10 protein-coding genes are annotated in these 12124 nt (G+C 60.9%); 3 read left to right on the top strand and 7 right to left on the bottom strand.

The window, feature by feature from the left end; genetic code table 11:
• The first annotated feature begins 3 nt into the window (after positions 1–3).
• On the top strand, positions 4–1521 hold the full coding sequence (locus tag R6X40_RS16175) for a tripartite tricarboxylate transporter permease (RefSeq protein WP_318414816.1): 1518 nt from the start codon (positions 4–6) through the stop codon (positions 1519–1521).
• A gap of 220 nt (positions 1522–1741) precedes the next feature.
• Positions 1742–1909, top strand: a complete 168-nt coding sequence (locus tag R6X40_RS16170) for a hypothetical protein (RefSeq protein ID WP_318414815.1) — start codon at positions 1742–1744, stop codon at positions 1907–1909.
• Between the two features lie 325 nt (positions 1910–2234).
• On the opposite strand, the gene R6X40_RS16165 is transcribed toward R6X40_RS16170, so the two are convergent.
• From R6X40_RS16165 to R6X40_RS16155, 3 genes are all read right to left on the bottom strand, one after another.
• Positions 2235–3299: a DUF475 domain-containing protein gene (locus R6X40_RS16165; RefSeq protein ID WP_318414814.1), complete on the bottom strand. Its 1065-nt coding sequence runs from the start codon at positions 3297–3299 to the stop codon at positions 2235–2237.
• A gap of 257 nt (positions 3300–3556) precedes the next feature.
• Positions 3557–3856, bottom strand: coding sequence for a hypothetical protein (locus R6X40_RS16160; protein WP_318414813.1), 300 nt, complete (start codon positions 3854–3856; stop codon positions 3557–3559).
• Positions 3856–6165 carry an FdhF/YdeP family oxidoreductase gene (locus R6X40_RS16155; protein ID WP_318414812.1) on the bottom strand — a complete coding sequence of 770 codons (2310 nt, stop codon included), beginning with the start codon at positions 6163–6165 and terminating at the stop codon, positions 3856–3858. The genes R6X40_RS16160 and R6X40_RS16155 overlap by 1 nt, the downstream gene beginning before the upstream one ends.
• A gap of 269 nt (positions 6166–6434) precedes the next feature.
• On the opposite strand from R6X40_RS16155, the gene R6X40_RS16150 reads away from it, so the two are divergent.
• Complete coding sequence (locus R6X40_RS16150) at positions 6435–7352, top strand: DMT family transporter (RefSeq protein WP_318414811.1); 918 nt, start codon at positions 6435–6437, stop codon at positions 7350–7352.
• Here R6X40_RS16150 and R6X40_RS16145 read toward each other — a convergent pair.
• The 4 genes from R6X40_RS16145 to oppB all read right to left on the bottom strand — a co-directional run bounded on the left by R6X40_RS16145 (position 7349) and on the right by oppB (position 12077).
• Positions 7349–8260: an SMP-30/gluconolactonase/LRE family protein gene (locus R6X40_RS16145; RefSeq protein ID WP_318414810.1), complete on the bottom strand. Its 912-nt coding sequence runs from the start codon at positions 8258–8260 to the stop codon at positions 7349–7351. The two genes, R6X40_RS16150 and R6X40_RS16145, sit on opposite strands and share 4 nt — an antisense overlap.
• Positions 8261–8430: 170 nt before the next feature.
• Complete coding sequence (locus R6X40_RS16140; RefSeq protein WP_318414809.1) at positions 8431–10032, bottom strand: ABC transporter ATP-binding protein; 1602 nt, start codon at positions 10030–10032, stop codon at positions 8431–8433.
• 1 nt (position 10033) lies between these two features.
• Positions 10034–11161, bottom strand: a complete 1128-nt coding sequence (locus R6X40_RS16135) for an ABC transporter permease (protein ID WP_318414808.1) — start codon at positions 11159–11161, stop codon at positions 10034–10036.
• The gene (oppB, locus tag R6X40_RS16130; protein WP_318414807.1) at positions 11154–12077 is read right to left on the bottom strand and encodes an oligopeptide ABC transporter permease OppB; all 924 of its coding nucleotides are present in this window, start codon (positions 12075–12077) and stop codon (positions 11154–11156) included. Before oppB ends, R6X40_RS16135 begins: the two co-directional genes overlap by 8 nt.
• Positions 12078–12124 lie beyond the last annotated feature (47 nt).

Here is a 12124-nt window from a genome sequence, read left to right as displayed (position 1 = left end):
GACATGACCACATTCGATTTCCTGTTGCAGGGCATGTATGTCGCTGCCCAGCCGATGAATCTCCTCTACGCATTGATTGGCGTGACCCTTGGTACCGCCGTCGGTGTGTTGCCGGGTATTGGTCCGGCGCTGACCGTGGCGCTTCTTTTGCCCGTGACGTACCGGCTGGATCCGGGCGGTTCGCTGATCATGTTTGCTGGCATCTATTACGGCGGCATGTATGGCGGCTCGACGACCTCCATTCTTCTCAACACCCCCGGCGAAAGCGCCTCGATCGTCACCGCACTCGAGGGCAACAAGATGGCCCGGAAAGGGCGCGGCGGACCAGCACTGGCAACGGCTGCGATCGGTTCCTTCGTCGCCGGCCTTATCGCGACGCTCGGCCTCGCCTTTATCGCGCCTTTCGTCGTCAAGCTGGCGCTGGTCTTTGGTCCGCGCGAGTATTTCGCTCTGATGGTTCTCGCCTTCGTCACCGTGTCTTCCGCCTTCGGCGATTCGACGCTGCGTGGTTTGACATCGCTGTTCATCGGTTTTGCGCTTGCCATTATCGGCATCGACCAGCTGACCGGCCAGGCCCGCATGAGCTTCGGCGTGCCCGACCTTCTTGATGGGATCGAAGTGACGACGCTGGCGGTTGCCATGTTTGCCATCGGTGAATCGCTTTATATCGCCGCGCAGGGTGATCAGGGTCCCGACAAGGTCGAGGCGGTCAAGGGTTCCGTCTGGATGACCGGTCAGGACTGGGCTCGCTCGTGGAAAGCCTGGTTGCGCGGAACGCTGATCGGCTTCCCGATCGGCGCGATGCCAGCCGGTGGTGCCGAAATCGGCACGTTCCTGTCCTATGCTGCTGAAAAACGGCTGTCCAAGCATCCGGAAGAATTCGGCCACGGCGCCATCGAAGGTGTTGCCGGACCGGAAGCGGCCAACAACGCCTCGGCGGCTGGTACGCTTGTGCCTCTGCTGACGCTCGGCCTGCCAACCACCGCGACTGCGGCGATTATGCTGGCCGGCTTCCAGCAGTACGGCCTGCAGCCTGGTCCGCTGCTGTTTGCAACCAATCCGCAGCTCGTCTGGGGTCTGATTGCATCGCTGTTGATCGCCAATTTCATGCTGCTGGTGCTCAACCTGCCGCTGGTCGGCCTCTGGGTGAAGCTTCTGACGATCCCGAAGCCTTGGCTTTACGCCGGCATCCTGTTGTTTGCGACGCTTGGCACCATCGGCGCCAATCCGTCGGTGTTCGAGCTCGGCATGCTTCTGGCTTTCGGTATTCTCGGCTACGGCATGCGTATCTTCGGCTACCCGATCGCACCTGTTGTCGTCGGCTTGATCCTTGGACCGCTGGCCGAACAGCAGCTCCGCCGGGCACTGGCAATCAGCCAGGGCGATGTGACGGTGCTGTTCACGTCACCGGTCGCCGCCGTCCTGCTCGTCATTGCGGCCGCCGCCCTGATCGTACCATTGATCTTGCGGGCTCGCGGTCGTGGCCAGGTGCTCTCGCAGCTTGCTGCCAACGAAGATTGACGGTTCCTCCCAAGGTCGTCACAGCAAAGGCCCGGTTAGCTCAAGTGACCTGATCTCCGAAAGTTGGACGCCAACGATTGGAGATCAGTTCACGGGTTAACCGGGCCTTTCTTATTTGCATGGCTGGGATGAAATACTGTGCATTGTGAACGGAGGTTGCAGACCTCATATTCATCTTGTCGAACAAGACGCAACACAACTTAGGAAAGTGAGCAAAGAGATGAGTGCCCGTAAATCTGCCCGAGGCTTTTTCGGTAATGCCATCGCCATTTTTGGCGCGGCCACGGCCGCTGCCGCAGCAGTCGAAGGCAACCGCCGTCCGCTGGACCGCGACCTCTATACGCTCGGCATCAACCCGGCGAACTTCCATTCCGTCAAGCGCGGCTGAATTCAGCCATCGCAATGAACTCCGGAAAGCCCACCAGTCATTGGTGGGCTTTTTGCGTTTCAGAGCTGCAGATGTTGCGCCGGGATGCAGGGAGGGTATCGCGGCCGGTGTCTAGCGGATGATGAGGGAGGCGGAGCCTGCGGCTCTGGCCAGCAATCATCATTGTGATCTGTCGGGCAGAAGGGGAGTTGCGGTTCCTCTAGATGAGGCCGTAACGCGAGCCCAGAGTACATCCGTCTCTAAATATATGTCCCGCAACAGGTATCCAGACATGAAAAAGCCGCCCGTTTGGCGCGGGCGGCTTTTTCTTTTCGTGCGTATCTATTTAGTGCGCGCCGCTCAGTTGCTCGCGCCGGTTATGCCGGATCGACGACCAGAGCGAGATACCGATCAGGGCTGCGCCACCAAGACCCGTGATAACTTCCGGGATATGAAACAGCGTCTGGACGTACATGATCACCGACAGGATCAGGATCGCGTAGAAGGCGCCATGTTCCAGGTAGCGGTATTCAGCAAGCGTGCCCTTTTCGACGAGCATAATGGTCATCGAGCGGACGTACATGGCGCCGATGCCGAGGCCGATCGCGATGACGAAGAGGTTCTGTGTTAACGCGAAGGCGCCGATCACGCCATCGAACGAGAAGCTGGCATCGAGCACTTCGAGATAGATGAAGGCACCGAGACCGCCCTTTGCCGCCGCGTTCATCGTCTGCTGCGACGCATCGAGCAGGCCGCCAACAACCTCGACTGCGAGGAAGGTCAGAAGGCCGTAGATGGCGCAATAGACGAAGGTGGTCGATTCTTCGCCTTCTAGCAGCGACGAGAAGACCAGGATCACTGTCAGAACGAAGGCGATTTCAACGCCTTTGATCGATGCAAATCGGGACAGGTTCCGTTCCAGAACCCCGATCCAGTGAACATCCTTCTCATGGTCGAAGAAGAATTTCAGGCCGACCATCATCAGGAAGGTACCGCCGAATGCGGCGATCGGCAGGTGCGCCTCGTTCATGATGCGGGCGTATTCTTCCGGACGCGCAGCGGCCAGTACCAGCGCATCGATCGGACCAATCTGGGCCGCGATGACGACGATGAGCAACGGGAAGACGATACGCATGCCGAAAACGGCGATCAGAATGCCCCAGGTCAGGAACCGCTGTTGCCAGACCGGCGTCATTTCCTTGAGCTTGTTGGCGTTGACGATGGCGTTGTCGAAGGACAGCGAGATTTCCAGCACGGCAAGAACGGTACAGATGAAAAAGACCGTGGCCATGCCGCCGAGCGTTCCTGTGGTCGTCCAGCCGAGCCAGGCGCCGAGCGCAAGGCCGACGCCGGTAACGATGAAGGACCATTTGAAGTAGCTAAGCGTCGATGTCTGGGGAGCGGTTGTCATGGCCGCACCTCCGATCCGGCAAGGCTAAGAGCCGAATAGCTGGAAAAATCCCGCATGCCCGAAACGGCACGCGAAGAACGCATGATATGGAGTGTCATTTGCTTACAATCCGCCGGCTTATTTGCGGGGTGATACCGACATCGCGAGAGCGCCGTAAATTCTCGCCAGAGGGGCCCGGTATCAGGTTTGCTCAGCAGGCGTGTTGAAGTGCCCTGCACCGCGGAGTCGATGTTTACTTAGCAAGCCTTTGGCTGACGTCAAGGGATGAGGCGGCAAAGTGCCTCACCTTTTACCGTAAGTCTGAGATAGGTTCTCTGTGTGCGGCCATCCCGGCGAGTGATTTCGATGGGTACGTCCGGGCCGGTGAGTTGATTGATCTCGCGCAGAATGAGGGCATGTTCGATGCCGAACAGCTTTGCGAAGGTGCGGCTATCGGCGGCGATGCCTTGCGATATCGCGACAACCAGTCCGGCTATCAAGGGCGAAAGTGCCGCGTCTTGCGACCGGATCGCATCGGCATAGGCAAGGAAGTCCGCGTCGGAAAGATGTTCCGGCATCAGGCGGCTTGTACTGCTGCAGCTTTGGTGAGGAATGACACCAGGATTGATTTCGATGTCGGCGTATCGCTCTGATCGCCGGCGCTCGACAGCGGCACCAGCACATTCAGTTCGGGATAATAACCGGCAACGCAGCCGCGCGGGATATCATACGGCACCAGCCGGAAATCGAGAGCGGTGCGGGAAACACCGTCGTCATGTCGGCCGACGACATCGACCCGGTCGCCAGCTGCAGCACCCAGTTCGGCCAGATCGGCCGGGTTGATGAAGACGACGCTGCGTTCGCCGTAAACGCCGCGATAGCGGTCATCCATGCCGTAGATCGTCGTGTTATACTGGTCGTGCGAGCGGAAGGTCTGGAGCACGAAGACGCCGTCCTGGCCGCGGGCGATCTGATGCTCGACGGCGGTCGGTAGCGGCCCGGTCCAGAAGGTGGCGCGGCCGCTGGGCGTCTCCCATTCCCGGTGGGCTGCAGCATTGCGCAGGTGAAAACCGCGCGGCTTGCGGACGCGCTCGTTGTAGTTTTCAAAGCCCGGAATGACATTGGCGATGTGATCGCGGATCAGGTCGTAGTCGTCGGCGAGTGCCGCCCAATCGATCTTGACCGAGCCGACGGTCGCTGCTGCAATGCCGGCGACGATGGCGACTTCAGAGCGCAGTTCCGGTGACGCCGGTTTGTTGATGCCGCCGGAGCCGTGCACCATGCTCATCGAATCCTCGACGGTGACGATCTGGCTGACACCCTTCGAGTTGCGGTCGATCTCGGTGCGGCCAAGGCAGGGCAGGATGAAGCTGACGTCTCCCGGCATCAGATGTGAGTGATTGAGCTTGGTGGCGATATTGACCGTCAGTTTCTGCCGCGAGAGCGCCTTGGCGATGATCGGGCTGTCCGGCGTGGCGCGAGCGAAATTGCCGCCAAGGCCGATGAAGGCTTTTGCCGATCCGTCCAACATGGCGCCGATGGCGGCGAGCACATTGTGGCCTTCCTTGCGCGGCGCCTTGAAATCGAATTCCTTTTCCAGTGCATCGAGAAAGGCGGCTGGAGCCTTTTCGTTGATACCCACCGTGCGGTCTCCCTGCACGTTGGAATGGCCGCGCACCGGGCAGAGGCCGGCACCCGGCTTGCCGATATTGCCGCGCAGCATCATGAAACTGGCGATCTCTCGGATGGTGATGACGGAATGCCGGTGCTGCGTCACGCCCATCGCCCAGGTGCAGATCACTCGCTCGGCACTAAGGTAGGTGCCTGCCGCCCGTTCGATCTCCAGGCGCGTCAGGCCCGACTGGTCCTCGATTTCATCCCACGTGGTTGCATCGACGGCGGTGCGATAGGATTTGAAGTCGGCCGTATGCTGATCCAGAAACGCATGGTCGAGAACCGAGGGCAGGCCGCCGGCAAGCGCTGCGTCATCGGCTGCGAAAACGGCCTTGGCCATACCGCGTACGGCCGCCATGTCACCGCCAAGACGTGGCTGGAAATAGTCGCTGGCAATTTCGGTCGAGCCACCACGCAGCATTTCCAGCTTGTCCTGTGGGTCGGCGAAGCGTTCCAGGCCGCGCTCGCGCACAGGGTTGAATACAGCGATCTTCGCGCCACGCTGAGCGGCACGGCGTAGGTCGCCGAGCATGCGCGGATGGTTGGTGCCTGGGTTCTGGCCGATGACGAAGATGGCGTCGGCCTTCTCAAAATCTTCCAGCAGCACCGTACCCTTGCCGACACCAACAGCCTGTTTCATGGCGATGCCGCTGGCCTCATGGCACATGTTGGAGCAATCGGGGAAATTGTTGGTGCCGTAGAGCCTGACGAACAGTTGGTAGAGGAACGCAGCCTCGTTGGATGCGCGGCCGGATGTGTAGAATTCCGCTCGGTCCGGCGTGTCGAAGCTGTTGAGGATTTCGCCGATCTCGGCAAAGGCGGCGTCCCAGCTGACGCGGACATAGGTATCCGTTGCGGTATCATAGCGCATCGGATGGGTAAGGCGGCCTTGCTGCTCCAACTCGTAGTCGCTCCAGGACTGAAGCGCCGTGACGGTATGGGCGGCGAAGAAATCGGGTGGCGTGCGCTTGTCGGTGGCTTCCCAAGCCACGGCCTTGACGCCGTTCTCGCAGAATTCGAACGACGAACCATGCGCGGGGTCGCCCCAGGCGCAGCCGGGGCAATCGAAACCGTCGGGTTGATTGGCCTTCAGCAGGGCGCGGGCACCCGAAATCGGCGAGCCGCTTTCCAGAAGCCGCTTGCCACAGCTTTTCAACGCGCCCCAGCCGCCCGCGGCTTTGGACGCTTTGCCGATGAAAACAGTCTTGCCCATGAACGCAGCGATCCCTGGCTTGCAGCCGATAGAAGAAACCCGATCAAAAATGCGGTGTATGGACGCTTCTGATCGAATTTCGCTATTCAATCAAGGGTCGGTATCGCATGCGTCGATAGGAAATCTCTATCGATCCGGCGTGTTGACTGAGGTTTCGGACGATAGCGTGCCGGGCGGCATTCCAATTGTTGATGAACCCATGTTTTTTCGCGACTGGATTGCCATGCGGGAATGTGCGACTGGCACGCATCTCCGCCGGAACCAATGCCATGACTGCCGAAACAGCCCCTCTTGCTCATTCTTCAAACGACGTCCGCAACGGCGTGCTGATCATGCTGCTAGGCATGCTGATGTTTTCGCTCAATGACGTGATGGGAAAATGGCTCGTCTCGACCTATTCCGTTCCCCAGCTGATGACGATCCGCAGTGTCGCAGCGTTGATTGTGCTGACACCGTTCTTCATCAAGCGCGGCTGGCGTAGCCTGATCCAGGTCGACCGCCCATGGCTGCATGCCCTGCGCTCGCTACTGTTCGCGGTCGATGCGTCCGCCTTCTATTTTGCCGTCGCCTATATGCCGCTCGCCGACGCAATGACCTATTGGCTCGCAGCGCCGATCTATGTCGCGGCGGCCTCGCCGTTCCTTCTGGGCGAAAAGGTTGGTTGGCGCCGGTGGACTGCGATCCTGATCGGCTTTGCCGGTGTGATCGTTGCGCTGGAGCCATCCTCCAAGAGCTTTTCCCTGCCAGCGCTGATTGCGCTGGTCGGCAGCGCCGCCTTCGCCTTCGCCCTGCTTCTCGGGAGGACGTTGCGCTCGACGCCGGATACGACGCTGATCTTCTGGCAGCTGAGCGGCGCGTTGATCTTCTCGCTGGTGGGTGTCGGTGCCAATACGGCCGGCTGGGCGCCGCTGGACCTGGAGGCGGTGGCCTGCCTCAGTCTGCTCGGCATCGTCGCCATGCTCGCGCATATCCTCGTCAGCCGCTCGTTGAAGCTGGCGGATGCCGCCACTGTGGTGCCGCTGCAATATACGCTTTTGTTCTGGGCGGTGGTGTTCGGCTGGATGTTCTTCGGCGATACGCCGCGCTGGACGGTGATTGTCGGCGCGGCGTTGATCATCGCCTCCGGCCTGTTCATCTTCTTCCGCGAGCAGCAGTTGAAGCGCCGGAGTGCACCGGCGCAGGCTTAAGGCTGCTGTACGCCCGTCGCGGTGACGTAGATCGAATAGACCGATTGCGTCGCTGTGATGAACAGCCGGTTTCGGCGCGGGCCGCCGAAGGTGAGGTTGGAAACGCCCTGCGGGATGCGGATCTTGCCGAGCAGCGTGCCGTCCGGTGCGAAGCAATGCACCGCATGGCCGCCGCTGGTCCAGAGATTGCCGTTGGTATCGAAGCGAAACCCGTCCGGACGGCCTTCGTCGAGACGGCAGAAGACGCCGGGATTGGTCAGCCGCGTCCCCTCCACATCGTAAACCCGGATATGGGCTGGCGCCGTATCATCCGGATTGGTACCGCTGTCGGCAATGTAGAGCTTGGTTTCATCAGGCGAGAAGGCAAGGCCGTTCGGCTGGAGGAAATCGCTGGCGGCCGCCGTCAGCTCGCCGGTCACTGGATCGAGCCGGTAAATGCTGCGCCTGGCTTGCTCCGGCGCTGACTTGTAACCCTCATAGTCGGACAGAATGCCGTAGGTCGGATCGCTGAACCAGATGCTTCCGTCGGAACGCACGACGACGTCATTGGGCGAATTCAGCCGCTTGCCCTCAAAGCTGTCGGCAAGCACCGTGATCGAACCATTGGCTTCCGTACGTGTGACCCGGCGGGTGCCGTGTTCGCAGGAGACCAGCCGTCCCTGCCGGTCGCGCGTATGGCCGTTGGCGAAATTCGAGGGGTAGCGATAGACTGAGACACCGCCATCCGGCACCCATCGCAGCATGCGCTGGGTGGGAATGTCGCTCCACAGAAGTTGCTGCGCGTCGTCAAACCAGACCGGACCTTCGGCCCAGCGGCAGCCGGAATGCAGCTCTTCGAGGCCAGCGCTGCCGACGATCAGCGAGCGAAAGCGGGGATCGTGGATTTCGTAAAGCGATGGGCTGGGCATAGTCCGTCCCCGTGTTCCTGATGGTGTTGTTTTTCATCCACCCGGCCAGCGATAGGGATCGCTTCGGGAGGCTCCCTTCGGGCAGCCTAGGATGTCAGGATCGAAACCACAAGAACGTGAGGCAAGGGCTGCAGACGCCCGGCCGGTAAAGGCCGGGCGTCTGCAGGGTATCAGGCCGTGAAGGCAGCGCTCATCAGGGTCTGGGTGTAGCTTTCGCGCGGTGCTTCGAAGATCGCGTCGGTCTCGCCCTCTTCGACGATCTTGCCGTTTTTCATCACCACCACATAGTCCGACATCGCCTTGATCACCGAGAGATCGTGACTGATGAAGATATAGGAAAGCCCGTGGGTCTTTTGCAGATCGCGCAAGAGGTCGATGACTTGACCCTGCACCGAGCGATCGAGTGCCGAGGTCGGTTCGTCGAGAATGACGACCTTGGGCTTCAGGATGATGGCGCGGGCAATGGCGATGCGCTGGCGCTGGCCGCCTGAGAATTCATGCGGATAGCGGTTGCGGGCGGCCGGGTCGAGCCGGACCTCCTTGAGCGCCTCGATGGCCCGCTTGTCGCGTTCGGCGCGGCTGAGCTGCGGCTCGTGGACATAGAGGCCCTCGGTGATGATCTCCCCGACAGTCTGGCGCGGCGAGAGCGATCCGTAGGGATCCTGGAACACCAGCTGCAATTGCCGGCGCAGTGGCCGCATGGCGGAACGGCCAAAGTCAGAAATATTGGTTGTTCCGAACTGATAGCGGCCGGTGCTCGGCACCAACCGCAGAAGCGCGCGGCCGAGTGTGGATTTGCCGGATCCGGATTCGCCGACGATGCCGATGGTCTGGCCCTCCTTCAGCCGGATATTGACGCCATCGACGGCACGGAAAACGCCCGCCGAGCTGCCGAAAAGGCCGCCGCCGGTTGCATAATCGACGGCAACATTCTTGCCTTCGAGAATGATCGGTGCCTTGTCGCCGGGCGATGCCTTGCGGCCATGCGGCTCGGCGGCGAGCAGCATCTTGGTATAGTCGGCCTGCGGACGCTCGAAGATATCAGCCGTCGTTCCCGTCTCGACCACTTCACCGCGGCGCATGACTGCGACGCGGTTGGCGAAGTGTTTGACGATGCCGAGATCGTGGGTGATCAGCACCACCGCCATGCCGAACTTCGCCTGCAATGAATTGAGCAGGTCGAGGATCTGCGCCTGGATGGTGACGTCAAGTGCAGTTGTCGGCTCGTCGGCGATCAGGATGTCGGGGTCGTTGGCAAGCGCCATGGCGATCATGACGCGCTGGCGCTGGCCGCCGGACATTTCGTGCGGATAGCTGTCAATGCGGCGCTTGGCGTCGGGAATGCCGACGAGTTCCAGCAGTTCAAGCACGCGGGCGCGAGCCTGTTTGAACGTCCCGCCGCGGTGATGGACAATCGGTTCGGCGATCTGCCGCCCAATCGTATAGAGCGGATCGAGCGAGGTCATCGGTTCCTGGAAGATCATGGTGATCTTGGCGCCGCGGACCGTGTTCAGCGCTTTGAGCGGTAGCCCGACCATTTCCTGGCCGCGATACTTTGCCGAGCCTGTGACCCGGCCGTTACCGGCCAACAGGCCCATGATGCCCATCATTGTCTGGCTCTTGCCGGAGCCGGATTCGCCCACCACGGCCAGTGTTTCGCCGGCCTTGATATCGAGATCGATGCCCTTGACTGCCTGCACGTCGCCATCCGGAGTCGTGAAGGTGACCTTGAGGTCGCGGACGGCGAGAATTGTTTCCCGTGAATCATTCATGTCAGCGGTCCTTCGGATCGAGCGCATCGCGCAGGCCGTCGCCGGCAAAATTGAGCGAGAACAGGGTGAGGACGAAGAAGATCGCCGGGAAGATCAAAAGCCACGGTGCCGATTGGATGTTGTTGGCACCTTCGGCAATCAGCGCGCCCCAGCTCGTCAGAGGCGCCTGAACGCCAAGGCCGAGGAAGGAGAGGAAGCTTTCGAGCAGAATGACTTTCGGCACGACAACAGTGACGAAAACCACCACAGGTCCAATCGTGTTCGGGATGATGTGGCGACGGATGATCTGCCAGTCCGTCAGCCCAAGTGCTTGCGCGGCACCGATGAATTCCCGTCGCTTCAGGGCCAAGGTCTGGCCGCGGACGATACGAGCCATGTCCAGCCATTCCACCGCGCCGATGACGAGGAAGATCAGGATGAACGAGCGTCCGAAGAACACGACGAGCACGACGACGAGGAAGACGAAGGGCAGCGAATAGAGGATTTCGACGAAACGCATCATGACGTTATCGACGCGGCCGCCGATATAGCCCGAGGTCGCGCCATAGAGCACGCCGATGCTGAGCGAAACGAGGCTGGCGAGCAGACCGACGGCGATCGAGATCTGACCGCCGAGCATGACGCGGGCCATCAGGTCACGGCCGTTCGAATCCGTGCCGAACAGGAAATATTCGCGCGAAACCTGGCCGGTGAGTTTCAGCGTCTTGCCATCGTCTTCGGTGGCAACGACTTGCGTGCTGTCGAATTCGTTGGCCCGGTCGAAGTAACGCGTGGTGCGTGGGTCGATCTGCGTGTCGGAGGTTACGGTCGCTGTGAAGGTCTGTCCTTCGACGGCAAATTCCTTCAGCTGGACGCGGGCACGCCCGGCGACGCCTTCCATGACGTCCTGCAGGCTGGACGCATCCGGCCGCGGCTCCAGGCTGGGTGGAACCGACACGTAGGACGGAAAGACCTGATCGTAGGTATGGCTGATGAAATGGGGACCGAGGAAGGAAAACAGGGTGATCAGCAGCAACGTCACGCAGCCGGCCATGGCGGCGCGGTTGCGGCGGAAGCGCATGGTGGCAAGCTGGAAGAGGCTTCTGCTGGCTGTTTCGGGCGGTAGCGGGGTGGTGACGATATCAGTCATGGCGAACCCTCGGATCGAGAAGGCCGTAGAGAATATCGACCAGAAGATTGAAAACGATGACGAAGATGGCGATCAGCACCACGGTTCCCATCACCAGCGTGTAATCGCGGTTGATGGCGCCGAGGACGAAGTAGCGTCCGACACCGGGGATGGTGAAGATCGTCTCGACGACGGCCGAGCCTGTGAGAAGGGCCGCGGCGGCAGGTGCCAGATAGGAAACGACCGGCAGCATGGCGGCGCGCATCGCGTGGGTAATGACCACCGTGCGGGCTGGCAGGCCATAGGCGCGGGCCGTGCGGATATGATCGGTATGCAGTGCCTCGATCATTGAGCCGCGCGTCAACCGGGCGAACACCGCAAGCTGCGGCAAGGCCAATGCGATCATCGGCAGGATGAGGAAGCGCAACGAACCGTCGCCCCAGCTGCCGGCGGGTAGCCAGGAGAGGGTGATGGCAAAGATCAGCGTCAGCACTGGGCCAACGACGAAGTTCGGTATCGTGACGCCCATGGTCGAGACCGACATGATCAGGAAGTCGAGTGCGCTATTTTGCCGAAGCGCCGCGATCGTGCCGGCGAGAACGCCGCCAAAAAGCGCGAGCAACAGCGCATAAAAGCCGAGTTCCATCGAGTAGGGCAGGCCTTTGCCGATCAGTTCGGCGACGCTGTTGTCCTTGTAGACGTAGCTGGGTCCGAAGTCGCCGGTGACGGCATTGCCGATGTAGGCGAGGTACTGGTTCCAGAGCGGCTGGTCCAGATGATACGTCGCCATCAGGTTCGCCATGGTTTGCGGCGGTAGCGGACGTTCGAGATTGAAGGGGCCGCCCGGGGCGAACCGCATCAGGAAGAAGGAAATCGTGACGACAATAAACAGCGTCGGCACGGCGCTCGCAAGGCGGCGCAGGACAAAGGAAATCATAGCTTTACTCTCTGACCGTGACGCGCGGCGGCATCAGCCGCCGCGCG

This window comes from Rhizobium sp. PL01 (assembly GCF_033447125.1).
Lineage (GTDB): Bacteria > Pseudomonadota > Alphaproteobacteria > Rhizobiales > Rhizobiaceae > Pararhizobium.
Note: the sequence above shows the minus strand (reverse complement) of the source record. Positions and strands in the feature narration are given on the sequence as shown.

Excerpts from the sequence above, each read along its gene's own strand:
- R6X40_RS16150 (WP_318414811.1), top strand. The coding sequence starts at position 6,435 with ATGACTGCCGAAACAGCCCCTCTTGCTCATTCTTCAAACGACGTCCGC.
- R6X40_RS16160 (WP_318414813.1), bottom strand. The coding sequence starts at position 3,856 with ATGCCGGAACATCTTTCCGACGCGGACTTCCTTGCCTATGCCGATGCG.
- R6X40_RS16170 (WP_318414815.1), top strand. The coding sequence starts at position 1,742 with ATGAGTGCCCGTAAATCTGCCCGAGGCTTTTTCGGTAATGCCATCGCC.
- R6X40_RS16175 (WP_318414816.1), top strand. The coding sequence starts at position 4 with ATGACCACATTCGATTTCCTGTTGCAGGGCATGTATGTCGCTGCCCAG.
- oppB (WP_318414807.1), bottom strand. The coding sequence starts at position 12,077 with ATGATTTCCTTTGTCCTGCGCCGCCTTGCGAGCGCCGTGCCGACGCTG.
- R6X40_RS16155 (WP_318414812.1), bottom strand. The coding sequence starts at position 6,165 with ATGGGCAAGACTGTTTTCATCGGCAAAGCGTCCAAAGCCGCGGGCGGC.
- R6X40_RS16165 (WP_318414814.1), bottom strand. The coding sequence starts at position 3,299 with ATGACAACCGCTCCCCAGACATCGACGCTTAGCTACTTCAAATGGTCC.
- R6X40_RS16140 (WP_318414809.1), bottom strand. The coding sequence starts at position 10,032 with ATGAATGATTCACGGGAAACAATTCTCGCCGTCCGCGACCTCAAGGTC.
- R6X40_RS16145 (WP_318414810.1), bottom strand. The coding sequence starts at position 8,260 with ATGCCCAGCCCATCGCTTTACGAAATCCACGATCCCCGCTTTCGCTCG.
- R6X40_RS16135 (WP_318414808.1), bottom strand. The coding sequence starts at position 11,161 with ATGACTGATATCGTCACCACCCCGCTACCGCCCGAAACAGCCAGCAGA.